The organism is Bradyrhizobium sp. 138, from assembly GCF_023074075.1.
In the GTDB taxonomy this organism is placed as follows: Bacteria; Pseudomonadota; Alphaproteobacteria; order Rhizobiales; family Xanthobacteraceae; genus Bradyrhizobium.
In genome coordinates this window covers 510,495-536,404 of sequence record NZ_JADPKT010000022.1, presented here as the reverse complement: position 1 = coordinate 536,404, position 25,910 = coordinate 510,495, and the positions used below count along the sequence as shown (strand labels likewise).

Genomic DNA, 25,910 nt, shown 5'->3' with positions numbered 1-25,910 from the left:
GCCTACGGCCAACCTTGACCGCTCCTCGCCTCGGCGCCCAAGACCGCCTCCAACAAACGACGCCCTCTTGACAACTCATTCCCCATACAAGGATGACGGATCGAATATCTTGGCGAGACCACGCTGCATTGTGAGTTGTGCCGGAGCGATGGACGGCTACGATGCGGCCGCTCCCGGAGCGCGGGATGCGTAGCAAGCGGAGACAACATGAGCGGGCAGGAGCGCAAGGTGAAGGGATCGGACCTGTTTGTCGCCGCGCTCGAGAATGAAGGGGTCGATCGCATCTTCGGCGTTCCCGGCGAGGAGAATCTCGATGTGGTGGAATCGCTGCGCACCTCCAAAATAGAGTTGGTCCTGACCCGCCACGAGCAGGCCGCCGCTTTCATGGCCGCCACGCATGGGCGGCTGACCGGCAAGCCCGGCGTTTGCCTGTCGACGCTCGGCCCCGGTGCTCTCAACCTGTCGACGGGCGCGGCCTATGCGCATCTCGGCGCGATGCCGATGATCCTGATCACCGGCCAAAAGCCGATCATGAGCAGCCGGCAGGCGCGCTTCCAGATCGTGGACGTGGTCGCGACCATGAAGCCGCTGACGAAGCTGTCGCGGCAGATCGTCAGCGCCTCCAGCATTCCGACCGTGGTGCGCAACGCCTTCCGCGTCGCGATGGAGGAGCGGCCCGGGCCGGTGCATCTCGAGCTGCCTGAGGACATCGCCGGCGACGAGGTGCCCGCCGTTCCCGTGATCCCGATCCATCCGATCGAGATCCCGGTCGCCCATCGCGGCGCGCTCGACCGTGCTGCCGAGATGATTTCGGCCGCAAAGCGTCCGCTGGTGATGATGGGCGCGGCAACCAGCCGGCCGCGATCGACCCACGGTATCGCAAGCTTCGTGCGGCGCACCGGCATTCCGTTCTTCACGACGCAAATGGGCAAGGGCACCGTACCCGGCGGTACCAATCTCTACATGGGCACTGCCGCGCTGTCCGAGCGCGACTATGTCCACGACGCCATCGACGCCGCCGACCTGATCGTCGCAATCGGTCACGACCCGATCGAGAAACCCCCCTTCATCATGGGCCCGTCGGGGCCGAAGGTGATTCACGTGAGCTACACGTCGGCGAGCGTCGAGCAGGTCTATTTTCCCGACGCCGAGCTTGTCGGCGATGTCGGCCCGAGCCTGGAGCTGCTCGCCGATCGGCTCGAAGGCAGGCTGCCGCAGGCCGCGGCGCTGCTGCCGTTGCGTGAAAAGATCCTCGGCCACATCGCCGACCGCGCCACCGAGGCGCGCTGGCCACCGACGCCGCAGCGGATCCGTGCACGACATCCGCCAGGTGATCCCGGAGAACGGCATCGTCGCGCTCGACAACGGCATGTACAAGATCTGGTTCGCGCGCAACTACCGCACCCGCGTCGCCAACACGCTGCTGCTCGACAATGCGCTGGCGACCATGGGCGCCGGCCTGCCGTCGGCGATGATGGCCGCGATGCTCTATCCCGACCGCCGCGTGCTCGCGGTCGCCGGCGACGGCGGCTTCATGATGAACAGCCAGGAGATGGAAACCGCCGTCCGCCTCAAGCTCAGCCTCGTCGTGCTGGTGCTCGAGGACAACGCCTACGGCATGATCCGCTGGAAGCAGGCCGTCGATCATTTCGCCGATTACGGCATGACTTTTGGCAATCCGGACTTTGCGCTTTACGCCAAGGCTTACGGCGCCAAGGGCCATCGCATTGCGGGCATCGACAGCTTTGGCCCGACGCTCGATGCGGCCTTTAGGGAGGGCGGCGTGCATCTGGTCTCGATCCCGATCGACTATTCGGAGAACGTGCGGGTGCTGGTCGACGAGCTGCGGGCGCATGAGAAGGCGAAGGCGTGATGGACAGCGCAGTGACGCAATCCGGCTTTGTAGCCCGGATGAGCGTAGCGATATCCGGGTAAAGTGTTCCCGCATGTCGTTTCGCTCATGCGGGCTACGGGGCCTCCGCTCTCGCTACGATAACAACTTGTCTCGCGCCCTCCGATCGCCGACACTCGCAATCACCAAACCAACCACAGGAATATGAAATGACCCGCGTTCGTTGTGTCACCGAGATGGGCATGGGCGTCGACGTCCACGGCAGGGACGCCACCAAGGCGGCGAAGCGCGCGGTGTCGGATGCCATCCGGCATTCCAGCCTCGGCTTCTTCCGGATGATCGACAAGACCGCGAACGACATGTTCGTCGACGTCACGATCGGCGTGCCCGATCCCGAAGACGTCGACAAAGAGGCGGTGGCCAAGGAGTTGCCTTATGGCACCGTGACCGTCACCGCGGTCAAGGGCGGGCTGGAGATTCCCTCGGCCACGGAGGTGGCCAACGACCCCATCCTCATCGCGAACGCTGCCGTCATCGTCAGCTTCGACAAGGACTAGGCCGGTGTCCGAGCGCGATGAGGCGCTGCTGGATCGTCCGATCTGCAGCGCGTTGACGACGAGCCACAAGCATTTGGCCGAAGGCGGCCTGCGGGCGCTGCGCTATCCCGTCGACATGACGCCGTTTGCCGACATGGTCGACATGTCCGAGGCAAGCTTTGCGGCGCTCGGTGATCTCATGTCGCCCTCGCAGGTCGCCGCGCTGTTCACGCCGGAGCCGGTCGAAGTTCCCGCCGGCTTCAAGGTCGTGCTGGCCGAGACCGGCGAACAGATGATCGGTTCGCCCGCCGAGAGTCCGCTGCGCGACGCCGAGATCGTCACGCTGGGAGCGGCCGATGTGCCTGCGATGACAACGCTGGTGGAGCTGACCAAGCCCGGTCCGTTCGCGCTGCGCACCCATGAGCTCGGCACATTCCTCGGCATCCGCGCCGGCGGCGAGCTGGTCGCGATGACGGGCGAGCGGATGAAGCCGGGGAAGTTCGTCGAGATGACGGCCGTCTGCGTCCATCCGGACTATCGCGGTCGCGGCTATGCGCAGGCGTTGCTCGCGGCGGTCGCGCGCCGGATCGAGGCCCGCGGCGAAATTCCGTTCCTGCACGTGTTCTCGAACAACTCCTCCGCGATCGCGCTGTACCAGCGGCAGGGCATGCGGATCCGGCGTCGGCTGTACGTGACGGCGTTCATGAGGGAAGGATAGGCGCACCGCCCTTCATTTCCTGCGAATTGTCGCTATACCGTCCCAACCACAAATTCGGGGAGACACATGGACGCCAGGGTCAGCGATTTTTCCGCCGTACGGACGGCGATGCAGCGCTACGCCGACCAGGAGATCATTCCGGGTGCATCCTGGGCCGTGCTGCGCGGGCGCGAGGTGGTCGACCAGCAATGTATCGGCTTTGCCGACCGCGAGACGAACACTGCGCTGCGGCCGGACCATATCTTCCGGGCGTTCTCCAACACCAAGATCTTCGTCACCTGTGCGATCATGCTGCTGGTCGAGGAGGCCCGCATCGGGCTCGATGACGCGGTCGAGAAATTCCTGCCGCAGCTCGGCAATCGCAAGGTGCTGAAGCAGGGCGCGGCTGGTCTTTCTGACGTCGAGCCGGCGAAAGGCCCGATCACGATCCGCCAGCTTCTGACCCATACCTCCGGTCTCAGCTACGGCGTCTTCGACCCCGGCACGGTGCTGTTCAAAGCTTACAACGAGGCGCGCGTGCTCAATCCGCTGACGCCGCTCACCGACCTGATCGACAGGCTCGCCGATCTGCCGCTGTCCTATCATCCCGGGAGTGGCTGGGAATATTCGGTGGCGACCGACGTGCTCGGCCGGATCGTGGAGGTCGTCTCCGGCCAGCCGCTCGATGCCTTCCTGAAGGTGCGCATCCTCGATCCGCTCGGCATGACCGACACAGGTTTCCACGTGCCCGAGGCGGAACAGGGCAGGCTGGTCGCGCTCTACAATGGCGCCGACGTGCTCGATCCCATGAAGCCTGGTCTCACGCGCGCGGACAATCTGCCGTTTCCACAAGCCTATCGGCGGCCGTTCCCGCGGCTCTCGGGCGGCGGTGGCCTGGTCTCGACCCTGCCTGACATGCTCGCGCTGCTCCGCGCGCTGTTGCCCGGTTCGGATGCGCTGCTGAAGCCGGAGACGCTGCGGCTGATGATGACGAACCAGCTGCCCGCGGGCCAAACCATTCGTTTCGCCAATCTCGGTCCGATCCCCGGCAAGGGCTTTGGCCTCGGCGGCGCCGTCACTTTCGCGCCGACGCCGTTTGATCCCCCGACTTCGACCGGTGAATTCCAGTGGGGCGGCCTTGCCGGCACCCATTGGTGGATTTGCCCTGAGGCCAATATCGCCGGCGTGCTCATGACCCAACGCTACATGGGCTTCTGGAATCCGTTCTTCTTCGAGTTCAAGCGTCTAGCCTATCAGGCCGTCGGAGGCTGACCGAAAAAATTCGTGCGGCCGCGAATCCTTTTGGGTCTTCGCATCCTCCTGTCAGTCGAGGCATTTGGCCTCGGCTCAAATCAGAGGGTGTGATGGGATTTTACAGAAAGAACATCGGCAGCCTGCATCAGGCGGTGCGGGTTGTCGTAGGCATCGCGGTCGCCGTTGGAGCACTTGTCTATCTGGCCGGCACCGCAGCTTGGCTGGTTGCGCTCGGCGGCGCTGGCTTCGCATTGACCGGGCTGGTCGGCTATTGTCCGATGTGTGCGATGGCCGGCATCGGCAAGGGAGGGGTGTCGTGAGCGCGGCCGCGATCTCGCAAAGCCTGTTCGATGCGGCGCGGCTCGGCGACCCCCAAGCGATCGCGCGTCTGCTGGAGACGGCCCAGCCGGACATCCGCCGCTACGCACGCGTGACCTGCCGCAGCTCGGCCGATGCCGAGGATGCGACGCAGGAGGCGCTGTGGATCCTGTTCCGGCATGTCGGGACGATCCGCTCGCTGCTGGCGTTTTCGGCCTGGCTGTTCAGCGTGGTCCGCCGCGAATGCCTGCGGCTTGCCCGCAAGGCCGGCCTTGCGCCGGCGATCGATGACGCCGAGATGGAGGCGGCACTCCTTGCGCGCCCCGAAGCGGATCTGCGGCTCGACGTGGCCGCCGCCTTCGAGGCGCTGCCGCCGCACTATCGCGACGTCGCCTTGATGCGCGACGTCAAGGAAATGACCATCGACGACATCGCCGCGGCACTTGGGGCCTCCCGGCAGACCGTGAAAGCCCGCTTGCACCGCGCCCGTGCCTTGATGCGCGAATACCTGACGAGATGAGACATGACCGACTATCAAAAGGCTGACGATCTGAAGTCGATCCCGGCCCTCGTGGCGTCGGCGCCGATCGAGGCCAACGCGTTCCTGGCGTTCAATCATGCGGTCGAGCGCCAGGACGGAGTGATCCCGTCCAAATATCGCGAGCTGATTTCGCTTGCGGTCGCGCTGACCACGCAATGCGCCTATTGTCTGGACGTCCATACCGCGCAGGCGGCGAAGGCTGGCGCGACGCGCGAGGAGGTCGCCGAAGCCGCGTTTATTGCGGCGGCCGTGCGTGCCGGCGGCACGCTGGGCCATGCGCTGCTGGCGCAGCGTCTGTTCCAGCGACATCGGGATGAGCAGCAAACATAGATGGTGCAGGCGGGAGGCAATGCCTCCCGCCTGCTGCTTGGATCAGTCCTTCCACGGATCGAACTCGCCTTCGCCGGCCATGGCGACGGCGAACGGCCGCAGCGTGTGCAGCACGCGCACGGTGCCGGCGTGCTGCGCCAGCACGTCGGGCAGGCGGCGATAGGCCATCGGGCTCTCGTCGAGGTCGGCACCGATCAAGGTGACGCCGCGCTCGTTGAGCCACTGGTCCATCTGTTCGCGCGAGAACCGCCGCTTCGCCTCCCTTCGTCCGAACAGGCGGCCGGCGCCATGCACGGTCGAGTAGAGCGAGGCCTTGGCTTCCGGACTGTCGACGCCTTCGAGAATGACGGCGTCGTCGCCCATCGATCCCCCGACGAATCCCTTCTGGCCGGGAAACGCCGGCGTCGCACCCTTGCGCACGACCCACAGATCGCGCCCGTCGTGGGTCTCACGCCAGGCATAATTGTGGTGGTTGTGCACGCTCTCGGCGACGCTGCCGCCGATGATCCGGCGGACGCGCTCGACCACCCACTCGCGGCCCGCATAGGCATAACGCCCGGCGAGCTGCATCGCCGCGATGTAGCGGCGGCCGATCTCGCTATCCTCGTCGACCACTGCGGGCGGGACGTTCATGCCGTCCTTGCCGCCGGCGGCCTTGAGGTAGCGCGTCGCGGAGGTGTGGCCGAGACCGCGGCTTCCGAAATGGACGCCGATCCAGACAAAGCCCTCCTCGTCGCGCATGAGGTCGACATAATGGTTGCCCGATCCGACCGTGCCGAGCTGGCTCACCGCCTTCTGACGATAGGCCTCCATGTCGCTCTCGCGCCAGGCATCGCCGTCGTCGAACAGATCGTGCTCGGCTCGTTCGGCGTTGGCACGGCCGACGCCGAACGAGATCGTCCTGGCGACGTCGCGGATGATCGTGGGCACGAGACCTGCGATGTCGTCGAAGCGCGTGTCGAGCCGGGCCGCCATGTTGCCGCAGCCGATGTCGAAGCCGACGCCGGAGATGCTGATCTGCTTCTCATAGGCGATGACCCCGCCGACCGGCTGGGCGTAACCGAGATGGCCGTCGGCGCAGATCACGCCGGATACGACGTTGCCGACCGCCATGCAGTTGCGCATCTGCGCCACGGTCGCATCCTCATGCGGGCCGAAGATCTTCAGCGGCGCATTCTGGAAGCGGGCGTCCTGCATTCGGAACTCGGCGATCGAGCTCGCGGTCGCATTGGCCTCGCGGGCAAGATGCTCCTTGCGCGCGGCGTCCTTGTACAGGCACCAGGCCGGCTGGCCGCGTCCTTCGCCGACGCGCGAGTCGGGGTCGACGCCGGCGGCGAGGCAGAGCTCGCGGGCGCGTTCCATGTAGGGATCGGGTCGTCGCATGGTCGTGGGTCCTTGTCATTCCACGCGCACCATAACCGGGGGGCGAGCGGATCATTTCGGAGATTTCCGGAGCCCCGGGCGCAGTCCCTGCGTCCGGGGCCGTTGTCGTTGTGCATCAGTTCAACGCCGTCTCCGACGCTGCGATCCACGCGACCACGGCCTCGGAGAAGCCGTTGACGCGCGTCCAGTCGCCGTGTCCGACACCGTGCTGATACGAGGCCACGTTCACGATGGTGCCGCGGGCCTTCGGCTCGGGCACCTGGTCGTGGCTCTGCTCGTCGGTGAAGACGATCAGGCGATCGCCCTTGCGGTCGATCTCCGCCACCGCCTTGCCGAGCCAGGTCCCGCTATGCGGTTGCGAGTCGATGATCACATCGCGAAGCGCGAAGCCGCGGCGGGGAGGGACCTTCACCACCCTGTCGGAGAAGGTGAAGATCTCGACCTCGCCGCAGATCTCGCGGGCGAGAATCGCCAGACCGCATGCCGCCTCCGCGCGCGTCATTTCCGACTGCGCGGAGAGGGCTGCGAACATCGATCCCGACACATCGATCAGGAGCCGGGTGCGGCCGGGGAGCCGCACATGGTCCTTGACCGACTTGAGCATCGCGGCTTCGAGCTCGGGCTCGAAGTCCGGCGCATAGCGCGCCGCCGTGATGAAGCGATAGGGAAGGATACGATCCGTCCGCATCGCCTCGATCGCGCCTGCGATGGTCTCGCGCGGGACCTCTGCCTTCTGCATCAGCCGCAGATTGCGCAGCAGCGCCAGGCCGCCGAGCTTCTTCTCGGCAATCAGCCGCTCGAAGGTCTCGCGCTTGCTCTTGCCGGCCGAGAGCGAGACCTCCCAGGTGTCGGGTGAGGCGAGCTCGCCATCAACGAGCTGCTTCCACACCTTCTCCTGCTCGGCATCCTTCGGCTTGGCGTGCACCAGGAACAGCACGTCCCTGATGCGCACCGCGCCGTCGCGGTCCCACTTGGCAAGCTGATAGGCGTCGAACTTGGTCAGTGCCCGGGCAAGACCCTTCTTGATCTGCGCGGAGACCGGCTGACGCTTGCGCTGCTGTATCGGCCCCAGCGCATCCGCCCAGTAGATCGCGAGCAGCTCCGTCATTTCGTCGGGACGCTGGATCACCCGGTAAAGCGTGTCGGCGACGAGGGCGCGGTGCTTCTCGTTCCGCGCCATCTCGCGGATGACGAGCAGCGGCGCGTGCCGCAGCTTCATCACGTCGCGTGCCTCGATCGCAAGCTGCGCCACACGGGCTGGCGCGACCTTGGGGACCAGGGCCTTGATGCGATCGGCGATCGCGACGCCGTCCTCGTAGAACTGATTCTCCCACAGGAGGCAGTTCATCAGCGCACGCTTCAACTCCATTTCGGGCGTGAAGCGTGTTACGCGCGCGCCCTCACGCGTGAAGGCGCGAACGATTTTGTTGAGCCTGACCATGACGGCCTCCTCTTGGGTTGATGGGGAATGGAAACGGGTGCCGGGGAACAAGCGAGGCTGATCGTGCTCTACCAACTGAGCTACGGACTGACGTCCGGGAGGGCTCGAACCTCCGACACCGAAGTAACAGCGCTCTTCACCACCGGCGGTGGCGACGGAAAGGGTCACGATCCGGGAACAGGCGATGCTGAGACCCGGCAAGCGATAACTTGCCGGAAAGCGCTCTATCCACTGAGCTACCGGTGCATGGTACACCGGGCGGGATTCGAACCCGCGACCTCTCGATTATGAATCGAAGTAACAGCGATCTTCACCACGGACCGTGATGGGGTTGGCGGGGAACGGGCGATGCTGTTGCTGCCCTTGCGGGCGGTCGTTTCACAGACGAAGTAACAGACATCTTCACCACCGCCAGACCGATGCTTCGCATCGGCCTTTGATGGCTACGCTGGGGAACGGGCGATATCGGCTTTCAGTGACGACAACACAGTCACCGTCCTTGCGGACGGATCCTGCGCCGGGCCGCGTGCAAACCTTTTCCGAGGCCGCATCCCGGTGCGTGTGTCAAAGGCGGGAGGCATACCCGCTTTGCCGTGTGGAGAAGTATCCGACATCTTCACCACCAGCGTCGGTTGCGCCGCGATGACAGCGGCAAACCGAATTACATAAAATCTATCGCGGCGCTGTCGACGCGCCGCCATTTGCGAACCCTCAGGGTTCGCTCTGCCATCGGTGTCCGGCTCATCGCCTCGTTCCCTCCGGCAGGCCCCGCGCACTTGGGCACGCGCCTTCTCAGCGCCAGCCCCGGGATCCGGGTCTCCCGTTCCGGCCAATGCCGGGTTGTTCGGTTGGGCCGCGCGGGGGCAACAAAAAACCCTCCGGAGCGGCAGGCTCGGGAGGGTCCGTGAGAAGCGGACTGTCGATCTTGCGGTCAGGCAAGATCGCTCCCATGAGCCGGGCATGCGCAATCGAATAGCTTGGGGCTATTCGGCATGCGGGCAATTCTTTCGTAGCGGTACAGCATCGCTCGGTTCATGGTGTCTGTCGCAAACGGAAGTGCTTGCGAGGCCGCGGGACATACGCCCGCAACCTGCGGATGTCAAGCGAGGCGCGCGTGGAAATTGAGAATGACGGACGCCTGATGTGCCCAACTATCTCGGCCTCGACGGATTTCGCTTCGGCTGGGTCGCAGCCTGGATCGACGAGCGCGGTGATCACGGCTTCGATTATTCGCCGGGACTGACGCGCTTGCTCGCGATCCCGCATACGCGGGCGATGATCGATATGCCGATCGGATTGAATCCGAGCGGCTATCGCCTTTGCGATCTGCATGCGCGCGAATTGATCGGCCCCGCGGTCTTCGTCGGCGCGCGCCGTGATCTCTGGACATTCCAGGATATGGCCGCGGCCAATCGCTATTACTGGGAGCACGAAGGCGGGGGCAGAGGCGTATCGGCGCAGCTCTGGAACATCAGGGACAAGCTCAAAGAGGTCGACGATGCCATGACGTCGACGCGGCAAGCGACGATTGGCGAAGCGCATCCGGAATTGATCTTCTGGAATCTCGCCGGCCGGATGCGGCTCGAACCGAAGACGTCGCCGCGCGGCCGAACGCAGCGCAATGCGCTGCTGAGAGACCGCGGCTTCACCAAGGTCGAGCGTTGGCTGACGCTTCGCCACGGCACCGGCATCGGCCGCGACGATCTCATCGATGCCTGCGCCTGCGCGGTTGCAGCGCGCGACAGCACGCAGCGTGTCGGCGGCGACGAGATCGACCCGCGGGGATTGCGCATGGAGATCAATTATTGAAGCCGGTCATCTCTCGCGCGCTTCTGTCTCCTGGAGCGCCGCGATGATGACGATCTTGCTTTGGGCAGACGCCATCGTCGTTCAGGCTTGCTGCTCTCCTTTCATACTCCTCGGCCATTGCCCGCAACCGCCGTGCAGCTTCGCGATGCGCGAGGTCGCCGGCGACGCTCCGACACCGTTCAGCATGATCGAGCAGGGCGCGCTTTTCGATGCTCATCCGGCGATAACGCTTGGAAGGCATAATTGTCCCTTCGCACGCGACAGCGATCGGGAAAAAGTAGCAGTATTCTCGATCCGGAGCAGGAACATGGTCCTTAGACCGACGTTTAGGCAACAGCCTGCTGAGGGACGAAACGCCATGTACGACGTCTGCCAATTGGCGACCGCAACGCTCGCGATTGCCTTTACGGCCCTGCTGTTGGTCACAGGCCAACGGTTCATCGAGTATCGCCTGCAACACGAAGCCATGACGCCGAGGGTCGCGATCGCAACGCTACCGCCATAAGCGTGGACTCGACGGGACGAAGAGTGACTTGCGCCGTGCGGCGTCTAGCCTAGATTGGGCGCGCACAGTCCATGCACCAAAGGTCCCGATGCCCGATCTCTCCACTTTTCCCATCACCAAGCGTTGGCCGGCCAAGCATCCGGAGCTGCTCCAGCTCTATTCGCTGCCGACGCCGAACGGCGTCAAGGTCTCGATCATGCTGGAGGAGATCGGACTGCCCTACGAGGTCCATCTCGTCGATTTCGGCAAGGACGACCAGAAGACGGCGGAATTTGTGTCGCTCAATCCGAACGGCAAGATCCCGGCGATCCTCGACCCCAACGGTCCCGGCGGCAGGCCGCTGCCGCTGTTCGAGTCCGGCGCGATCCTGCAATACCTCGCCGAGAAGACCGGCCAGCTCCTGCCTGAGGATGCCGTGCGCCGCTACCAGACGCTGCAATGGCTACACTTCCAGATGGGCAACGTCGGGCCGATGTTCGGCCAGGTCGGCTTCTTCCACAAATTCGCCGGCAAGGATTTTGAGGACAAGCGGCCCCGTGACCGCTACGTCGCCGAAGCCAAGCGCTTGCTCGGCGTGATGGAGATGCATCTGGCGGGACGGCAATGGTTCATGGATGACTACACCATTGCCGACATCTCCATGCTCGGCTGGGTGCGCAATCTCATCGGCTTCTACGGCGCCGGTGATCTCGTCGAATTCACCCAATTCAAATCGGTCGGTGCCTGGCTCGAACGCGGGCTTGCGCGTCCGGCGGTGCAACGCGGGCTGCACATTCCGCAGCGGCCGTAACTCGTATCTAGAACAGCCGTCCGCCGTTCGGCACCGGCTTGCTCGGCTGCACCAGCACGACCTTGCCGTCGGCATCGGGGAAACCGAGCGTCAGCACCTCCGAGATCACAGGTCCGATCTGGCGCGGCGGGAAATTGACGACGGCGGCGACCTGCTGCCCCACCAGCGTCTCGAGCGGATGGTTCTCGGTGATCTGCGCCGAGCTTTTCCGGACGCCGATTGCCGGGCCGAAGTCGATCCAGAGCCGAAGGGACGGCTTGCGCGCCTCCGGGAACGGCTTGGCATCGACGATGGTCCCGATGCGGATATCGACCGCGAGAAAGCTGTTGAAGTCGATGGTCGGCGTGGCGGCGGCTGCGGGATCGTGGGTGACGTGCATGGGATGTCCGTTCGGCGGGTTGGCGTCGTTCGCAATATTGTCGCGCGAACCGGAGTTTCGTACAACGGCACGTCCATCACGATATGCCATGCGCGAGGAACGTCTTGCCCAACATCATCTACGGCATCAAGAACTGCGACACCATGAAGAAGGCGCGCGCCTGGCTCGACACGAATGGCGTGCCCTACGCGTTTCACGACTACAAGGCGGCGGGCGTGGAAAAGGATAAGCTCAAGCAGTGGAGCGACAAGGTCGGCTGGGAGACGCTGCTCAATCGCGCCGGGACGACCTTCAAGAAGCTCCCCGATTCCGACAAGGAAGGCTTGAGTGAGAAGAAGGCGCTGGCGCTGATGCTAGCGCAACCATCGATGATCAAGCGGCCGGTGCTGGAAATCGGCGACAAGCTGCTGGTCGGCTTCAAGCCGGACATCTATGCCAAGGAAGTCGGCGCCAAATCGCACTGAGCGCTAGTTCAGCTCGATGATCTCGGTGGTGACGCCGGGCTGGTCCGCGAGTTCGACCAATTCGGCCGTCGCGATGCGACCAGGTGCGCGATGGAAGAGCTCGCGGTCGATCACGGCGCGCAGCTTTGGACGCGGCAGCGCGTCATTTCCGCGCATCAGGTCCTTGATCTCGAAGCCACCGTCCTCGCAGAAGGTCTTGACCGAGGCGATGACGTGACAGACCGTGCCGTCGGTCTGAAAAGGCAGCAGCAGCCGTTCATACGCGACGATGCGCCCGTAGATGTCGTCGACATCGGCAACGCTGTAGACCGGCAGGGCGCGCGCCACGCATTCGTGATAGATCGGCATCACGAACGGCGCGAGTCGCGGCCCGAGATAATCGTCGAGCAGAACGCCCCTACCGGTATGGCCATAGGCGCGCGAGATGCGGGTGTTTTCGCTCTGGATGGTGAGGCGCGGCGCCGGCGTCGCAGCGTCCACCGTGTAATAGATGAGATCGGACAGCTCTTCCTCGAGCCGCGCAGGCTGATACTCCCAGACCGCCGGCGCGGTCTGCTGGCGTGCGTAGAGTCGCAGCCAGGTGTTCAGGAGATCACGCTGCCTGATCGACTTGACGACGGAAGGAGCGGCGCTTGCGAAATCCAAGACAATATTCCCGGAACGTCAAAACCCGCGCATGATCCCGCTTGCGGGAAAATTTTTGATGAAGGCTGGCGCGCCAGACGAAACACCGTTAACGACGGCTTGACGACCGGTGCCTTCGCGAACCGGGAGGCTGGGCAGGCACGACATCAAACATCTCCGACTAAGGGAGCATTTGTATCCCGGCCGGAGGCCTGATCTGCTCAGCTTTCCGCCTTGCCTAACCCCCGTCACCTCCGGCATATTCCGCGCCCGGAGGCGGCGTTCCGGATGGGCTCCAAGGATAGGCTCCAAGGCCTCCGGAAAGCGAAGCAACAAGGATAGCCACGCAGTTAGCGCGGGCAGGGGGAAATCTGTTTGGCCGATGAGTTTATTCTCGAAACGGAAGGCTTGACCAAGGAGTTCGCGGGCTTCTTCGCCGTCCGCGACGTTGCGCTCAAGGTTCGCCGTGGGAGCATTCATGCGTTGATCGGCCCGAATGGGGCCGGCAAGACGACCTGCTTCAATCTTCTGACCAAGTTCCTCAAACCGTCTGCCGGAAAGATCCTGTACAAGGGGCAGGACATCACCGCGATGGCGCCGGCTGACGTGGCCCGCCTGGGGCTTGTTCGTTCGTTCCAGATTTCAGCGGTGTTTCCCCATCTCACCGCGCTGGAGAACGTCCGTGTCGCGCTTCAGCGCCAGCACGGCTCTTCGTTCGATTTCTGGCGTTCCAAGTCGGTGCTCAACCGCTTCAACGATCGCGCGCGCGAATTGTTGAACGATGTCGGCCTCAGCGAGTTTGCCAGCACGCCCGCGGTCGAGATGCCCTATGGGCGCAAGCGTGCACTGGAGATCGCAACCACGCTCGCGCTCGACCCGGAGATGATGCTGCTGGATGAGCCGATGGCCGGCATGGGCCACGAGGACATCGACAAGATCGCGGCGCTGATCAAGCGCATCTCCGCGAAATATACCATCCTGATGGTCGAGCATAATTTGAGCGTCGTAGCCAACCTCTCCGACATCATCACCGTGCTGACGCGCGGGCAGGTGCTCGCGCAAGGCCATTACAGCGAGCTCACCAAGGATGAGCGCGTCAAGGAAGCTTACTTGGGAGCCGGTCATGCCTGACACTGCGATTGCCGAGGCTCCGGCCAAGGCTGCAACCGGCGGCAACATCCTTCAGGTCCGCAACCTGGAGGCTTGGTACGGCGAGTCCCACATCCTGCACGGGATCAATTTCGACGTAAACGCGGGCGAGGTCGTCACGCTGCTCGGGCGCAATGGCGCCGGCAAGACGACCACGCTGAAGTCGATCATGGGCATCATCGGCAAGCGCACCGGCTCGGTGAAGTTCAACACCCAGGAGATCATCCGCGCGACCTCCGACAAGATCGCGCGTATGGGCATCGCGTTCTGCCCGGAGGAGCGGGGGATATTCTCCAGTCTCGACGTGCGGGAGAACCTGATGCTGCCGCCGGTGGTCCGCGAAGGCGGACTGCCGCTCGACCAGATCTTCGATCTGTTTCCGAACCTGAAGGAGCGGCTCAACAGCCAGGGCACCAAGCTATCGGGCGGTGAGCAGCAGATGCTGGCGATCGCGCGCATCCTGCGCACCGGCGCCAGTTTCCTGATGCTGGACGAGCCGACCGAGGGCCTTGCGCCCGTGATCATTCAGCAGATCGGCCACACCATTGCGCGGCTCAAGAAGGAGGGGTTCACCATCCTTCTGGTCGAGCAGAACTTCCGGTTCGCATCGACCGTGGCCGACCGCTATTACGTGGTCGAGCACGGCAAGATCATTGACGGGTTTTCCAACGCCGAGCTTGCCGCGAACATGGACAAGCTGCACACCTATCTTGGCGTCTAGAACTGCCACAGAAGTTAGAACCATCGAGAATATTTAGAGAGGGAAACCGCATGAACACCCGGTCGATTGCTTCATTTTTGCTCGGCACCGCGCTGGCACTTGCCACTACAAGCGGCGCGATGGCGCAGGACAAGACCATCAAGATCGGCGTGCTCACCGACAACTCCGGACTCTACGCCGACCTTGGAGGTCCCGGCTCGACGCTGGCCGCGCAGATGGCGATCGAGGATTCCGGGCTTGCAGCCAAGGGTTGGAAGCTCGATCTCATCTCCGCCGACCATCAGAACAAGCCCGACATCGGCACCGCGATCGCGCGGCAGTGGATCGATGTCGAGAAGGTCGACGTCTTCATGGACGTGCTGAACTCCGGCGTCGCGCTGGCGGTGAACAATGTCGTCAGGGAAAAGAATTCGGTTCTGATCGACACGGGAGCGGCGACCTCCGATCTGACAAACGCGCAATGTTCGCCGAACACGGTCCACTGGGTCTACGACACCTACATGCTGGCCAACAGCACGGGACAGGCGCTCGTGAAGGCCGGCGGCGACACCTGGTACTTTCTGACCGCCGACTACGCCTTTGGTCACGCGCTCGAGCGGGACACCGCCGCGGTGGTGGTCAAATCAGGCGGTAAGGTGATCGGAGGCGTCAAGCATCCGCTCAATACCGCCGACTTCTCCTCGTTCCTCCTGCAGGCGCAGGCATCGAAAGCCAAGATCATCGGTATGGCAAACGCCGGTGGCGACACCACCAACACGATCAAGCAGGCGGCGGAATTCGGCATCGTCGGAGGCGGTCAGAAGCTCGCCGGGCTTCTGCTGTTCATCACCGACGTCCATGCACTCGGATTGAAAGTGGCGCAGGGGCTGAACTTCACCGAGACCTTCTATTGGGATTTGAACGACGGCACGCGGGCCTTCGCCAAGCGCTTCTCCGAAAAGATGAAGAACAAGGCGATGCCTTCGATGGTGCAGGCCGGCGTCTATTCGGGCCTGATCCATTATTTCAAGACGCTGGAAGCGTTGGGTGGCAATCCGCACGATGGCGCCAAGGTGGTCGCCAAGATGAAGGAAATGCCGACGGATGATCCACTGTTCGGCAAGGGCACGATCCGCGCGGATGGCCGCAAGCTCCATCCCGCCTATCTGTTCGAGGTCAAGAAGCCCGAGGAATCCAAGGGGCCGTGGGACTACTACAAGCTGGTCGGCACGACGGCCGCAGACCAGGCCTTCAGGCCGCTCTCGGAAAGCGCCTGTCCGCTGGTGAAGAAGTAGGACCGACAGCAATCGCTGGCGGCCACCGTCGTCAACAAAACGGGACTGGGTACGAGATCGATCGATGCAGGCTCTATACGCTCAGCTACTGGTGGGACTGATCAACGGCTCGTTCTACGCGCTGCTCAGTCTCGGGCTTGCCGTGATCTTCGGTATGCTCAACATCATCAATTTCGCCCATGGCGCCGTCTACATGATGGGCGCCTTCGTCGCCTATTTCCTCCTCAACCTCGGCGGTATCAACTACTGGTGGGCGCTGTTGCTGGCGCCCATCATCGTCGGCATCTTCGGCATGATCCTGGAACGGACCATGCTGCAATGGCTGACCGGGCTCGATCACCTCTACGGGCTGCTGCTGACCTTCGGCATCGCGTTGATCGTGCAGGGCGTGTTCCAGAACTATTTCGGCTCCTCCGGCCTGCCTTACGCGATTCCGGACCAGCTCAGGGGCGGCATGAATCTCGGCTTCATGTTCTTGCCGGTCTATCGCGGCTGGGTGGTCGTGTTCTCACTGGTGGTGTGTCTCGCCACCTGGTTCCTGATCGAGAAAACGCAGCTCGGCGCTTACCTGCGCGCCGCCACCGAAAATCCGACGCTGGTGCGCGCCTTCGGCATCAACGTGCCGCGCATGATCACGCTCACTTACGGCCTCGGCGTCGGCCTTGCGGCGCTCGCCGGCGTGCTCTCGGCGCCGATCAACCAGGTGCGGCCGCTGATGGGCGCTGATCTCATCATCGTCGTGTTCGCGGTGGTCGTGATCGGCGGCATGGGTTCGATCATGGGCTCGATCATCACCGGCTTTGCGCTCGGCGTGATCGAGGGCCTGACCAAATATTTCTACCCCGAGGCCTCCAACACCGTCGTGTTCGTGCTGATGGTGCTGGTGCTCTTGGTGAAGCCAACGGGATTGACGGGAAGGGCGGCCTGAGATGACAACCCTGACGGACGACACGCTGCCGACAACCCCGCGTGCCATGCGCGACGAGATGACCATGTTCGTGGTGATGGCGCTGCTGCTGGCGTCGGTGCCGTTCACGGGAGTCTACCCGTTCTTCGTGATGCAGGCGTTGTGCTTCGCGCTGCTTGCCTGCGCCTTCAATCTGCTGGTCGGCTATGGCGGCCTATTGTCATTCGGCCACGCGATGTTTCTGGGCACCGCCGGCTATTGCAGCGCGCATGCGCTGAAAGTGTGGGCGTTGCCGCCCGAGCTCGGCATCCTCGTCGGCATCGCCGCGGCTTTCGTGCTCTCGATCATCACCGGCTACATCTCGATCCGCCGCCAGGGCATCTATTTTTCGATGATCACGCTGGCGCTGTCACAGCTGCTCTACTTTATCTACCTGCAGGCCCCGTTCACCCACGGTGAGGACGGCATCCAGGGCATCCCGCAGGGGCGCATGTTCGGCGTCTTCGATCTGTCCAAGCCGACAGTGCTGTATTACGTCGTGCTGGTCGGGTTCCTCGCCGGCTTCTTGCTGATCTTCCGTATCATCAACTCGCCGTTCGGCGAGGTGTTGAAGGCGATCCGCGAGAACGAGCCGCGCGCGATCTCGCTCGGCTACCGGACCGACCAGTACAAGTTCCTGGCGTTCGTGCTGTCAGGCACGCTGGCCGGTTTTGCCGGCGCGCTGAAAGTGTTCGTGGCGCAGAACGCCTCGCTCACCGACGTCCACTGGTCGATGTCGGGCGAAGTGGTGCTGATGACGCTGGTCGGTGGCCTCGGCACCATCTTCGGTCCCGTGGTCGGCGCCTTCGTGATCATCGCCATGCAGCAATATCTCGCCGGCTTCGGCCAATGGGTGACGGTGATCCAGGGCTCGATCTTCGTGGTCTGCGTGCTCACCTTCCGCCGCGGCGTCATCGGCGAAATCGCCCATTACTTCCGGCGATCCCTCTAAACGGTTGATATCGCACCAATTTCCTTGGTGAGATAATCCGGTGGATGATCCGGCTCCGCGGGCGTGAGATGACACGCGCGCGGATCGAAAATGGTCTATGACAGTTTCATGACGGCCCCTCGGGCCAGGCCATTTCCAACCGGTAGCCTATCCCCATGATGCGATGGTTTCGTGCTTTCCTGCCCAAGGAAGAGCGGTTCTTCGACCTGTTCGACCGGCACGCCCAGACGGTGATCCAAGGCTCGATCGCGCTCCAGGGCATGCTCAACGGGGGCGAGGAGACGCCGGTCTATTGCCAGCGCGTCAACCAGTTCGAGAACGACGCCGACAATATCACCCGTGAGGTGCTGACGGCGGTGCGCCGCACTTTCATCACCCCGTTCGACCGCGGCGACATCAAGAACCTGATCACGTCGCTGGACGATGCCATCGACCAGATGCAGCAGACGGCCAAGGCGGTGATGCTGTTCGAGGTCCGCAGCTTCGAGCCGCCGATGCGCGAGATCGGCGGGCTTCTGATCGAATGTGCCAATCTGGTGGGACGTGCGCTGCCGCTGATGCAGTCGATCGGCCCGAACGTCGCCATGCTGACCGCGATCACCGAAGAGCTGGGCAAGCTGGAGGGCCGCGTCGACGATCTCCACGACATCGGCCTGAAGGAGCTGTTTCTCAAGCATCGCGACGGCAATGCGATGGACTTCATCGTCGGCGTCGAGATCTACGACCACCTCGAGAAGGTGGCCGATCGCTTCGACGACGTCGCGAACGAGATCAACAGCATCGTCATCGAGCAGGTTTAGCGCATGATCCGGAAAAGTGTGCAGCGGTTTTCCGCTCAGATCATGCGCAAAGCTTAGGGCAGGGCCGCGCCGTGGATGCTGCGTTGGGTCTTCCCGTCCTGGTCGGCTTGATCGCCGTCGCGCTGCTGTTCGACTTCCTGAACGGCCTACATGACGCGGCCAATTCGATCGCGACCATCGTCTCGACCCGCGTGCTGCGGCCGCAATTCGCGGTATTCTGGGCCGCGTTCTTCAATTTCGTCGCCTTCTTGGTGTTCGGGCTGCACGTCGCCCAGACCATCGGCACCGGCATCATCGATCCCGAGATCGTCGATGCCCAGGTGATCTTCGCGGCGCTCGTCGGCGCCATCGTCTGGAACCTCGTGACCTGGGCGCTCGGCATCCCGTCCTCGTCGTCGCACGCGCTGATCGGCGGGCTGGTCGGCGGCGGCATGGCCAAGGCGGGGATCTCGGCCGCGGTGTGGAGCGGATTGACCAAGACCGTGCTGGCGATCGTGCTGTCGCCGCTGGTCGGCTTTTTGCTCGCGATGCTGCTGGTGGCGATCGTGTCCTGGGCCTCGGTGCGCTCGACGCCGTTCGCGGTCGATCGCGCCTTTCGTATTCTGCAATTTGCCTCCGCCTCGCTTTATTCGCTCGGCCATGGCGGCAACGACGCGCAGAAGACCATGGGCATCATCGCGGTGCTGCTCTATTCGCAGGGCCATCTCGGCAGCGAATTCTCGGTGCCGTTCTGGGTGGTGCTGTCCTGCCAGGCGGCGATGGCGCTGGGGACGCTGATGGGCGGCTGGCGCATCGTCCGCACCATGGGCCTGCGCATTACCAAATTGACGCCGATGCAGGGCTTTTGCGCCGAGACCGGGGGCGCAGCGACCCTGTTCATGGCGACCTATCTCGGGGTTCCCGTCTCGACCACCCACACCATCACCGGTGCCATCGTCGGCGTCGGCGCCGCCCGCCGCGTCTCGGCGGTGCGCTGGAACGTCGCAAGCTCGATCGTCTACGCCTGGGTGATCACGATCCCTGCCTCCGGCATCGTCGCGGCGCTGACCTGGTGGGCGGTCAAGATCTTCGTTAGGTAACGAGCCTCAGTCCGATGATGCCGGCGACGATCAGGGCGATGCTGGCAAGGCGGAGGGCCGTGGCCGGCTCGCCGAACAGGACGATGCCCAGCGTCGCGGTGCCGACCGCACCGATGCCGGTCCAGACTGCATAGGCGGTTCCGACCGGCAGCGATTTGAGGGCGAAGCCGAGCAGGATAACGCTGCCGGCCATGGCCACGAGCGTGACGACGGACGGAACAAGCCTGGTAAAGCCCTCGGTGTATTTCAGGCCGATCGCCCAGGTAATCTCGAGAAGACCGGCGACGAACAGGATGCTCCAGGCCACGACGACCCTCCGTTCAAGGCAGGGTCGTCCCCGCGGCTGAGGCGGGGAGGCCGTCCTCCTCAAGGGCCGATATGGGGCTGGCCTGAGGGCTCCGCAATCACCAAATGAGGCTTGATCAGGCCCAGTTTCCCTGCCACACGCTCCCGCCATGTCCGACATCGCCACCACCACCGCCGAATCGCCGGCCCGTTCCCCGCTTGCCGCTGAAGTGTCGCGGCGGCGCACCTTTGCGATCATCTCGCATCCGGACGCCGGCAAGACCACGCTAACCGAGAAGCTGCTGCTGTTCGGCGGCGCCATCAACCTTGCCGGCCAGGTCAAGGCCAAGGGCGAGCGGCGCAACACGCGTTCGGACTGGATGAAGATCGAGCGCGAGCGCGGCATCTCGGTCGTGACCTCGGTGATGACCTTCGAGTTCGAGGGCCTCGTGTTCAACCTCCTGGACACGCCGGGCCACGAGGACTTTTCGGAAGACACCTATCGCACGCTCACGGCGGTCGATTCCGCCGTGATGGTGATCGACGCCGCCAAGGGTATCGAGGCGCGCACCCGCAAGCTGTTCGAGGTGTGCCGCCTGCGCGACATTCCGATCATCACCTTCATCAACAAGATGGACCGCGAGAGCCGCGACGTGTTCGAGCTGCTCGACGAGATCGAGAAGACGCTGGCGCTCGACACCACGCCGATGACCTGGCCGGTCGGCCGCGGCCGCGACTTCCTCGGCACCTATGACGTCGTCAATGGCGGCGTGCGCCTGCTCGAAGGCGGCGGCGCCAAGACCGGCGCGGCGCAGCAGATCGCGATCGAGGAGCTGGCGAAGCTCAATGCCAATCTCGACGTCTCCGCCGTGAAGGATGAGCTCGAGCTCGTCACCGAAGCGTCAAAACCGTTCGAGCTCGAAGCGTTTCGCGAGGGCCATCTGACGCCGGTCTATTTCGGCAGCGCGCTGCGCAATTTCGGCGTCGGCGATCTTCTGGAAGGCCTCGGCAAGTTCGCGCCCGAGCCGCGCGCGCAGGACAGCGACCTGCGCAAGGTCGAGGCCACCGATCCGCGCATGAGCGCCTTCGTGTTCAAGATCCAGGCCAACATGGATCCGAACCACCGCGACCGCATCGCCTTCGCGCGCCTGTGCTCGGGCAAGCTCAGCCGCGGCATGAAGGCCAAGCTGGTGCGCACCGGCAAGAGCATGCCGCTCTCGAGCCCGCAATTCTTCTTCGCCCAGGACCGTTCGGTCGCGGACGAAGCCTTCGCCGGCGATGTCGTCGGTATCCCCAATCACGGCACGCTGCGCATCGGCGACACGCTGACCGAAGGCGAGGATTTCAACTTCGTCGGCGTGCCGAGCTTCGCGCCGGAAATCGTCCGCCGCGTCCGTCTCACCGACGCGATGAAGGCGAAGAAGCTGAAGGAAGCGCTGCAGCAGATGTCCGAAGAGGGCGTGGTGCAGGTGTTCCGTCCGCGCGACGGCGCACCGGCGCTGGTTGGCGTCGTCGGCGCGCTGCAGCTCGACGTGTTGAAGGCACGGCTGGAGGCTGAATATTCGCTTCCGGTCGAATTCGAGGTCAGCGAATTCCAGCTAGCGCGATGGGTCTCCTCGGAGGACCGCAAGAAGCTCGATACCTTCATCGCCGCCAACACCTCCAGCATCGCCGACGACGTCGACGGCGATCCCGTGTATCTCGCCCGGAACGAGTTCTATCTCGGCTACACCAAGGAGCGCGCCGAGGGCATCGAATTCACCAACGTCAAGGACGTCAAGAAAAAGGCGTAGGGGACGTCTGCCGTTCGCGCGCAAGCATGTGAACAACCGTAGGCTTGACGTCGTCGGTTGCGATGCCACGTTCCACTTGTATAGCATCGCGAGCTCGCATCATGTGGCGCGGCATCCTCATTCTCCTCCTGCTGGCGATATCAATCATCGACGCCGACGCGCGGCCCCGCCAGATCAATCCGATCCCGTTTGCGCACGAGCCGTGCAGCGTGCTCGACGATCGGCCCTGCACGCCGTCCTATTGCAGCCCGCTCGAGCCCGGCCCCTGCATTCCCGAGATCGACTACCCCTACGGCCAGAACCTCCAGCTCACGATCCAGAGCGTGCCGCCCGAGGCCGATCGCGCCAAATACCAGAAGCCCGATCACGATCTCGACACGATCGGCGATCTCTTCGCCGAGCTGCGCAGCTGCTGGTCGCCGCCGTCGGACAATGCCCGCGCGGGCATGCAGATGTCGGTGCGCTTCAGCCTCAACAAGGCGGGCGGCCTGATCGGCCCGCCGCGCCTCACATACGTGACTGCGGGCGTGCCCGCAGAGACCCGAACCACCTATCTCAACGCGATCAATTCCTCGCTGAATGCCTGCCTGCCGCTGAAATTCACTAGCGGCCTCGGTGGTGCTTTGGCCGGCCGGCCAATCGCGATCCGTTATGTCGATAATCGCGAGCTCGGCAAATAGCCGCAAGGGGTGCTCTATCCCCTCATCCTGAGGAGCGCGTTCTTCACGCGCGTCTCGAAGGATGAGAGGCCGCGGTGTAACAGCAGTCGGGCCTAGATGGTTCGAGACGCGCGCAAGGGCGCGCTCCTCACCATGAGGGGGAGAGTTGCGACCATCGGCCAATCGATGATACCTCAAAGGCGGGGGCTGCTTGAGGGAGGATATGTCGTGGGTCTGCTGGTCATGATCCTGGGGCTGGTGCTGTTCTTCGCCACCCATGTTTTCACGACGAAACGTGAGGCGCGTGCGCGGGCCATCGCGAGCCTGGGCGAGGGGACCTACAAGATCCTCTACACGCTGGTCTCGCTCGCGGGGCTCGCGCTGATCATCTGGGGCTTCGCTCACTACCGCAGCTCCGGCTGGATCGACGTCTGGTACCCGCCGAAGGCGATGAAGCACATCGCGGTCGCCTTGATGCTGCCCGCGGTGATCCTGGTGGTCGTCTCTTATTTGCGCGGCCGCATCTATGCGACGCTGAAGCATCCGATGCTGGCCGGCGTCAAGCTGTGGGCGGCTGCGCATCTTTTGGCCAACGGCGATCTCGGCTCCATCATCCTGTTCGGCTCGTTCCTGGGCTGGGCGGTCTATGACCGTATCTCGCTGAAGCATCGCACCGACCCGGGCAGTCCGCCGATCCCGGTCGGCGGCGTCACCAACGATTTGATCGCCGTGGCGGTCGGCGTCGTCGCTTATCTGGCGCTGGCCTTCGCGTTCCATCCGGTCGTGATCGGCGTGCCGGTCGTGGGAGTCTGAGCGCAGCCGATCAGCGCAAGACCGTTCCGCGCATCCGCGCGCGGAAGGTGACAAAACAACAAGCCGAGGGCGTTCCGATGGATTGGTCGCAATCTCAGATCCCGCTGATGCGGCTCGAAGCGCGGTTTGGCGATCGGGTGGTGCCGGCCTTTTGCGACCGGCCGGCGAGCCTGTGGGCGATGATCGCGGAGGCGTGCGTTCGCAACGCGAATGGCGAAGCGTTGATCGCAGGCCACGTCCGCCTGAGCTGGCGGCAGGCGGTGGAGCAGGCGACGCGGATCGCAGCGGGTTTTCGCAAGCTGGGATTGCAGCGCGGCGATCGTATCGCGATCCTGCTCGGCAACCGCATCGAATTTCCGCTGCTGCTGTTCGCCGCCGCGCATGAGGGGCTGGTGACCGTGCTGCTCAGCACGCGCCAGCAGAAGCCGGAGATCGCCTATGTGCTCGCCGATTGCGGCGCCAAGATCCTGATCCACGAGGCGGCGCTTGCCGAGCGGCTGCCCGATGCGCCGGACGTGCCCGATCTGATCCACCGCCTCGTCATCGACGACGATCCGGCTCGCTCGCGCTTCGCCGCGCTGGCCGACAATCCGCCAGCCTTGGCACCGGTCGACGTGAGCGAAGAGGATACCGCGATGATCCTCTACACCTCGGGCACCACGGGCAAGCCGAAGGGCGCGATGCTGGCCCATTGCAACATCGTCCATTCCTCGATGGTGTTCGTGTCCTGCCTGCAATTGACCGCAGCGGATCGCTCGATCGCCGCAGTGCCGCTCGGCCATGTCACCGGCGTCGTCGCCAACATCACGACCATGATCCGCTGCGCCGGCGCGCTGATCATCATGCCGGAGTTCAAGGCGACCGACTACCTCAAGCTCGCCGCGCGCGAGCGCGTCACCTACACAGTGATGGTGCCGGCGATGTACAATCTCTGCCTGCTGCAGCCTGATTTCGACAGCTACGATCTGTCGAGCTGGCGCATCGGCGGATTTGGCGGCGCGCCGATGCCGGTCGCGACCATCGAGAAGCTCAAGGCGCAGATTCCCGGCCTGAAGCTGATGAACTGCTATGGCGCGACCGAGACGACGTCGCCCTCGACGATCATGCCGGGCGAGCTGACCGAGAGCCATATCGACAGCGTCGGCCTGCCGTGCCCGGGCGCGCGCATCGTGGCGATGGATCCGGAAGGGCGCGAGCTGCCTCACGGCGAGATCGGCGAACTCTGGATCCAGGGCGCTTCCGTCATCAAGGGCTACTGGAATAACCCGAAGGCGACCGCCGAAAGCCTTACCGCCGGCTTCTGGCACTCCGGCGATCTCGGCTCGGTCGATGCGGAAGGGTTCGTCCGTGTGTTCGACCGGCAGAAGGACATGATCAATCGCGGCGGCCTGAAGATCTATTCGGCCGAAGTCGAATCCGTGCTGGCCGGCCATCCCGCGGTGGTCGAGAGCGCGATCATCGCCAAGGCCTGTCCGGTGCTGGGCGAGCGCGTCCACGCCGTGGTGGTGACGCGGGAGCCGGTCGCCGGCGAGGCGCTGCGTGCCTGGTGCGCCGAGCGCCTGTCCGACTACAAGGTTCCCGAGACTATGGCGATCACGGCGGACCCGCTGCCGCGCAACGCCAACGGCAAGGTGCTGAAACGGCAGCTGCGGGAGCTTCTGGAAACCTGAGCCGGGCAGGCGCATCCGGGCTCTCCCGGGTGGTTAACGCCTTGATCGGGCTCGCTTTGCCTTGCCACCGCCATATCGTTAGGGTACCTCGCCGCCACGTGGGGACGGGATTCCTGACGCGGACGCTTCGGCGCGCGCACCCGGACGGGCATGGGATTAGCATAAGTGTCTGAATTATTTGACGAAGTTGACGAGGAAGTACGTCGCGAACAGCTCAAGAAGCTGTGGGATAGATATTCGATCTACTTCATCGCCCTGATGGTTCTGGTCGTGGCCGCCGTCGGCGGCTGGCGCGGCTACCAATATCTGGAGGCCAAGAAGGCCGCCGAGGCCGGCGCCGCCTTCGAGAAGGCCGCCGAGCTGTCCGAGCAGGACAAGCACGCTGAGGCGGAGGCCGCCTTCACCGAGCTCGCCGCCAAGGCGCCGTCGGGCTATCGCACCCTGGCGCGACTGCGCGCCGCCGCCGAGGCCGCCAGCCGCGATCCCAAGGCCGCCGCCAAGATGTATGACGACATTGCTGCCGACCGCGGCGTGGGCGGTGAGTGGCAGGATCTGGCGAAGATCCGTGCCGCGGGCCTCGTGCTCGACAGCGCCAGCTATGCCGACATGCAGCAGCGGCTGGAAGCCTCTGGCGCGCCGAAATCGAAATCGACCTTCCGCCACAGCGCCCGCGAAATGCTGGCGCTGTCGGCCTGGCGCAACAACGACATGACCGCGGCCCGCAAATGGCTCGACGCGATTGGTGAAGACGGCGAAACGCCGCCCGGCCTGCGCTCGCGCGCCGAGGCCCTCCAGGCCCTGCTGCCGCCCGTCGCCAAGAGCTGACCAAGAAGCTGACCGACGGGC

Annotated in this window: 27 protein-coding genes and 1 pseudogene; 23 read left to right on the top strand and 5 right to left on the bottom strand. The window is 64.1% G+C overall.

Annotated elements, in window-relative coordinates:
- The first annotated feature begins 207 nt into the window (after positions 1-207).
- The 7 genes and pseudogenes from IVA79_RS14315 (at position 208) to IVA79_RS14285 (ending at position 5,528) form a co-directional block, all read left to right on the top strand.
- Positions 208-1,873: pseudogene (locus tag IVA79_RS14315) on the top strand (acetolactate synthase large subunit).
- Positions 1,874-2,061: 188 nt separating this feature from the next.
- Complete coding sequence (locus IVA79_RS14310; RefSeq protein ID WP_247553738.1) at positions 2,062-2,409, top strand: Lin0512 family protein; 348 nt, start codon at positions 2,062-2,064, stop codon at positions 2,407-2,409.
- A gap of 4 nt (positions 2,410-2,413) precedes the next feature.
- Positions 2,414-3,106, top strand: a complete 693-nt coding sequence (locus IVA79_RS14305) for a GNAT family N-acetyltransferase (protein ID WP_247553737.1) — start codon at positions 2,414-2,416, stop codon at positions 3,104-3,106.
- A gap of 66 nt (positions 3,107-3,172) precedes the next feature.
- Positions 3,173-4,357, top strand: a complete 1,185-nt coding sequence (locus IVA79_RS14300; RefSeq protein WP_247553736.1) for a serine hydrolase domain-containing protein — start codon at positions 3,173-3,175, stop codon at positions 4,355-4,357.
- Between the two features lie 92 nt (positions 4,358-4,449).
- Entirely contained in the window at positions 4,450-4,659 is a 210-nt protein-coding gene (locus IVA79_RS14295; protein WP_247553734.1) for a DUF2892 domain-containing protein, read from the top strand.
- Positions 4,656-5,177 (top strand): sigma-70 family RNA polymerase sigma factor, encoded by a 522-nt coding sequence (locus IVA79_RS14290; RefSeq protein ID WP_247553732.1) that lies wholly within the window; start codon positions 4,656-4,658, stop codon positions 5,175-5,177. Before IVA79_RS14295 ends, IVA79_RS14290 begins: the two co-directional genes overlap by 4 nt.
- A 3-nt stretch (positions 5,178-5,180) precedes the next feature.
- Positions 5,181-5,528, top strand: coding sequence for a carboxymuconolactone decarboxylase family protein (locus IVA79_RS14285; protein ID WP_247553730.1), 348 nt, complete (start codon positions 5,181-5,183; stop codon positions 5,526-5,528).
- Between the two features lie 42 nt (positions 5,529-5,570).
- Here the strand turns inward: IVA79_RS14285 and IVA79_RS14280 are convergent, their stop codons facing one another.
- A complete protein-coding gene (locus IVA79_RS14280; RefSeq protein ID WP_247553729.1) occupies positions 5,571-6,911 on the bottom strand; it encodes an RtcB family protein in 1,341 nt (446 codons plus the stop codon).
- 115 nt (positions 6,912-7,026) lie between these two features.
- Positions 7,027-8,352: a TROVE domain-containing protein gene (locus IVA79_RS14275; RefSeq protein ID WP_247553728.1), complete on the bottom strand. Its 1,326-nt coding sequence runs from the start codon at positions 8,350-8,352 to the stop codon at positions 7,027-7,029.
- A gap of 1,143 nt (positions 8,353-9,495) precedes the next feature.
- On the opposite strand from IVA79_RS14275, the gene IVA79_RS14270 reads away from it, so the two are divergent.
- The 3 genes from IVA79_RS14270 (at position 9,496) to IVA79_RS14260 (ending at position 11,456) form a co-directional block, all read left to right on the top strand.
- The gene (locus IVA79_RS14270; protein WP_247553727.1) at positions 9,496-10,161 is read left to right on the top strand and encodes a DUF429 domain-containing protein; all 666 of its coding nucleotides are present in this window, start codon (positions 9,496-9,498) and stop codon (positions 10,159-10,161) included.
- A gap of 43 nt (positions 10,162-10,204) precedes the next feature.
- Positions 10,205-10,666 (top strand): hypothetical protein, encoded by a 462-nt coding sequence (locus IVA79_RS14265; RefSeq protein ID WP_247553726.1) that lies wholly within the window; start codon positions 10,205-10,207, stop codon positions 10,664-10,666.
- Positions 10,667-10,754: 88 nt separating this feature from the next.
- Positions 10,755-11,456 carry a glutathione S-transferase N-terminal domain-containing protein gene (locus IVA79_RS14260; protein WP_247553725.1) on the top strand — a complete coding sequence of 234 codons (702 nt, stop codon included), beginning with the start codon at positions 10,755-10,757 and terminating at the stop codon, positions 11,454-11,456.
- Positions 11,457-11,463: 7 nt separating this feature from the next.
- On the opposite strand, the gene IVA79_RS14255 is transcribed toward IVA79_RS14260, so the two are convergent.
- Positions 11,464-11,835, bottom strand: a complete 372-nt coding sequence (locus IVA79_RS14255) for a tRNA-binding protein (RefSeq protein WP_247553724.1) — start codon at positions 11,833-11,835, stop codon at positions 11,464-11,466.
- A gap of 104 nt (positions 11,836-11,939) precedes the next feature.
- Between IVA79_RS14255 and IVA79_RS14250 the strand changes: the two genes are divergently transcribed.
- Positions 11,940-12,299: an ArsC family reductase gene (locus IVA79_RS14250; RefSeq protein ID WP_247553723.1), complete on the top strand. Its 360-nt coding sequence runs from the start codon at positions 11,940-11,942 to the stop codon at positions 12,297-12,299.
- A gap of 3 nt (positions 12,300-12,302) precedes the next feature.
- Here IVA79_RS14250 and IVA79_RS14245 read toward each other — a convergent pair whose 3' ends face one another.
- Positions 12,303-12,944, bottom strand: a complete 642-nt coding sequence (locus IVA79_RS14245; protein WP_247553721.1) for a hypothetical protein — start codon at positions 12,942-12,944, stop codon at positions 12,303-12,305.
- Positions 12,945-13,298: 354 nt separating this feature from the next.
- Between IVA79_RS14245 and IVA79_RS14240 the strand changes: the two genes are divergently transcribed.
- The 7 genes from IVA79_RS14240 to IVA79_RS14210 all read left to right on the top strand — a co-directional run bounded on the left by IVA79_RS14240 (position 13,299) and on the right by IVA79_RS14210 (position 19,844).
- Positions 13,299-14,054 (top strand): ABC transporter ATP-binding protein, encoded by a 756-nt coding sequence (locus tag IVA79_RS14240; protein ID WP_247553719.1) that lies wholly within the window; start codon positions 13,299-13,301, stop codon positions 14,052-14,054.
- Positions 14,047-14,793 (top strand): ABC transporter ATP-binding protein, encoded by a 747-nt coding sequence (locus tag IVA79_RS14235; protein WP_247553717.1) that lies wholly within the window; start codon positions 14,047-14,049, stop codon positions 14,791-14,793. The genes IVA79_RS14240 and IVA79_RS14235 overlap by 8 nt, the downstream gene beginning before the upstream one ends.
- Before the next feature lie 50 nt (positions 14,794-14,843).
- Positions 14,844-16,067 (top strand): ABC transporter substrate-binding protein, encoded by a 1,224-nt coding sequence (locus IVA79_RS14230; RefSeq protein WP_247553715.1) that lies wholly within the window; start codon positions 14,844-14,846, stop codon positions 16,065-16,067.
- A gap of 64 nt (positions 16,068-16,131) precedes the next feature.
- Positions 16,132-16,995: a branched-chain amino acid ABC transporter permease gene (locus tag IVA79_RS14225; protein ID WP_247553714.1), complete on the top strand. Its 864-nt coding sequence runs from the start codon at positions 16,132-16,134 to the stop codon at positions 16,993-16,995.
- A 1-nt stretch (position 16,996) separates the two neighbouring features.
- Complete coding sequence (locus IVA79_RS14220) at positions 16,997-17,965, top strand: branched-chain amino acid ABC transporter permease (protein WP_247553713.1); 969 nt, start codon at positions 16,997-16,999, stop codon at positions 17,963-17,965.
- 155 nt (positions 17,966-18,120) lie between these two features.
- A complete protein-coding gene (locus IVA79_RS14215; RefSeq protein ID WP_128917587.1) occupies positions 18,121-18,765 on the top strand; it encodes a DUF47 domain-containing protein in 645 nt (214 codons plus the stop codon).
- Between the two features lie 71 nt (positions 18,766-18,836).
- On the top strand, positions 18,837-19,844 hold the full coding sequence (locus tag IVA79_RS14210; protein WP_247553712.1) for an inorganic phosphate transporter: 1,008 nt from the start codon (positions 18,837-18,839) through the stop codon (positions 19,842-19,844).
- Here IVA79_RS14210 and sugE read toward each other — a convergent pair.
- Positions 19,837-20,151: a quaternary ammonium compound efflux SMR transporter SugE gene (sugE, locus tag IVA79_RS14205; RefSeq protein WP_247553711.1), complete on the bottom strand. Its 315-nt coding sequence runs from the start codon at positions 20,149-20,151 to the stop codon at positions 19,837-19,839. The genes IVA79_RS14210 and sugE overlap by 8 nt on opposite strands.
- A gap of 148 nt (positions 20,152-20,299) precedes the next feature.
- Between sugE and IVA79_RS14200 the strand changes: the two genes are divergently transcribed.
- The 5 genes from IVA79_RS14200 to IVA79_RS14180 all read left to right on the top strand — a co-directional run bounded on the left by IVA79_RS14200 (position 20,300) and on the right by IVA79_RS14180 (position 25,889).
- Complete coding sequence (locus IVA79_RS14200) at positions 20,300-21,922, top strand: peptide chain release factor 3 (protein WP_247553710.1); 1,623 nt, start codon at positions 20,300-20,302, stop codon at positions 21,920-21,922.
- 101 nt (positions 21,923-22,023) lie between these two features.
- Positions 22,024-22,602 carry a hypothetical protein gene (locus tag IVA79_RS14195; protein WP_247553709.1) on the top strand — a complete coding sequence of 193 codons (579 nt, stop codon included), beginning with the start codon at positions 22,024-22,026 and terminating at the stop codon, positions 22,600-22,602.
- A gap of 207 nt (positions 22,603-22,809) precedes the next feature.
- Positions 22,810-23,394 carry an NnrU family protein gene (locus tag IVA79_RS14190; protein ID WP_247553708.1) on the top strand — a complete coding sequence of 195 codons (585 nt, stop codon included), beginning with the start codon at positions 22,810-22,812 and terminating at the stop codon, positions 23,392-23,394.
- 77 nt (positions 23,395-23,471) lie between these two features.
- Positions 23,472-25,064 carry a class I adenylate-forming enzyme family protein gene (locus IVA79_RS14185; RefSeq protein WP_247553771.1) on the top strand — a complete coding sequence of 531 codons (1,593 nt, stop codon included), beginning with the start codon at positions 23,472-23,474 and terminating at the stop codon, positions 25,062-25,064.
- Between the two features lie 165 nt (positions 25,065-25,229).
- Positions 25,230-25,889 carry a tetratricopeptide repeat protein gene (locus IVA79_RS14180; RefSeq protein WP_247553707.1) on the top strand — a complete coding sequence of 220 codons (660 nt, stop codon included), beginning with the start codon at positions 25,230-25,232 and terminating at the stop codon, positions 25,887-25,889.
- The last annotated feature ends 21 nt before the right edge of the window (positions 25,890-25,910 follow it).

What these genes read in the sequence shown, in the direction of transcription:
- IVA79_RS14310 (WP_247553738.1), top strand. Translation starts at nt 2,062, where the DNA reads ATGACCCGCGTTCGTTGTGTCACCGAGATGGGCATGGGCGTCGACGTC.
- IVA79_RS14300 (WP_247553736.1), top strand. Translation starts at nt 3,173, where the DNA reads ATGGACGCCAGGGTCAGCGATTTTTCCGCCGTACGGACGGCGATGCAG.
- IVA79_RS14295 (WP_247553734.1), top strand. Translation starts at nt 4,450, where the DNA reads ATGGGATTTTACAGAAAGAACATCGGCAGCCTGCATCAGGCGGTGCGG.
- IVA79_RS14285 (WP_247553730.1), top strand. Translation starts at nt 5,181, where the DNA reads ATGACCGACTATCAAAAGGCTGACGATCTGAAGTCGATCCCGGCCCTC.
- IVA79_RS14280 (WP_247553729.1), bottom strand. Translation starts at nt 6,911, where the DNA reads ATGCGACGACCCGATCCCTACATGGAACGCGCCCGCGAGCTCTGCCTC.
- IVA79_RS14275 (WP_247553728.1), bottom strand. Translation starts at nt 8,352, where the DNA reads ATGGTCAGGCTCAACAAAATCGTTCGCGCCTTCACGCGTGAGGGCGCG.
- IVA79_RS14265 (WP_247553726.1), top strand. Translation starts at nt 10,205, where the DNA reads ATGATGACGATCTTGCTTTGGGCAGACGCCATCGTCGTTCAGGCTTGC.
- IVA79_RS14260 (WP_247553725.1), top strand. Translation starts at nt 10,755, where the DNA reads ATGCCCGATCTCTCCACTTTTCCCATCACCAAGCGTTGGCCGGCCAAG.
- IVA79_RS14255 (WP_247553724.1), bottom strand. Translation starts at nt 11,835, where the DNA reads ATGCACGTCACCCACGATCCCGCAGCCGCCGCCACGCCGACCATCGAC.
- IVA79_RS14235 (WP_247553717.1), top strand. Translation starts at nt 14,047, where the DNA reads ATGCCTGACACTGCGATTGCCGAGGCTCCGGCCAAGGCTGCAACCGGC.
- IVA79_RS14230 (WP_247553715.1), top strand. Translation starts at nt 14,844, where the DNA reads ATGAACACCCGGTCGATTGCTTCATTTTTGCTCGGCACCGCGCTGGCA.
- IVA79_RS14225 (WP_247553714.1), top strand. Translation starts at nt 16,132, where the DNA reads ATGCAGGCTCTATACGCTCAGCTACTGGTGGGACTGATCAACGGCTCG.
- IVA79_RS14220 (WP_247553713.1), top strand. Translation starts at nt 16,997, where the DNA reads ATGACAACCCTGACGGACGACACGCTGCCGACAACCCCGCGTGCCATG.
- IVA79_RS14215 (WP_128917587.1), top strand. Translation starts at nt 18,121, where the DNA reads ATGATGCGATGGTTTCGTGCTTTCCTGCCCAAGGAAGAGCGGTTCTTC.
- IVA79_RS14200 (WP_247553710.1), top strand. Translation starts at nt 20,300, where the DNA reads ATGTCCGACATCGCCACCACCACCGCCGAATCGCCGGCCCGTTCCCCG.
- IVA79_RS14195 (WP_247553709.1), top strand. Translation starts at nt 22,024, where the DNA reads ATGTGGCGCGGCATCCTCATTCTCCTCCTGCTGGCGATATCAATCATC.
- IVA79_RS14185 (WP_247553771.1), top strand. Translation starts at nt 23,472, where the DNA reads ATGGATTGGTCGCAATCTCAGATCCCGCTGATGCGGCTCGAAGCGCGG.